The 274-nt window shown below is 74.5% G+C and carries 1 protein-coding gene; it reads left to right on the top strand.

The features are described from left to right. A partial coding sequence (locus tag PROKR_RS35700) for a hypothetical protein (RefSeq protein WP_036966866.1) occupies window positions 1–274 on the top strand: 274 nt, incomplete at both ends.

Below are 274 nucleotides of genomic sequence, written 5' to 3'. Positions count from 1 at the left end.
ACGTGCTGCAGTGGCGGCACCGGTTCTCGGAGGCCGACCTGTTGTTCGGCCTGGCGCTGGAGGCCGCGCGCCACCACGGCGAGCACGCCGCGAGCATCGAGCACGCGCGCAAGCTGGAGTTCCGGGCCCTGCAGGACTGGGGGCGGTGTCGCTACGACCAGGCGCTGGAGGTGCACGCCGACCAGGCCCGTCCCTACCTCGGGGAGGCGCTGGCCCTGTTCGTGCGCGTGCTGGAGCAGCGCGTGGACGTCGCGGCCTCGCCGGCGGAGGTCGC

The sequence above is a fragment of the Promicromonospora kroppenstedtii DSM 19349 genome, assembly GCF_000515355.1.
Lineage (GTDB): Bacteria > Actinomycetota > Actinomycetes > Actinomycetales > Cellulomonadaceae > Promicromonospora > Promicromonospora kroppenstedtii.
This window is presented reverse-complemented; position numbering and strand designations above follow the sequence as displayed.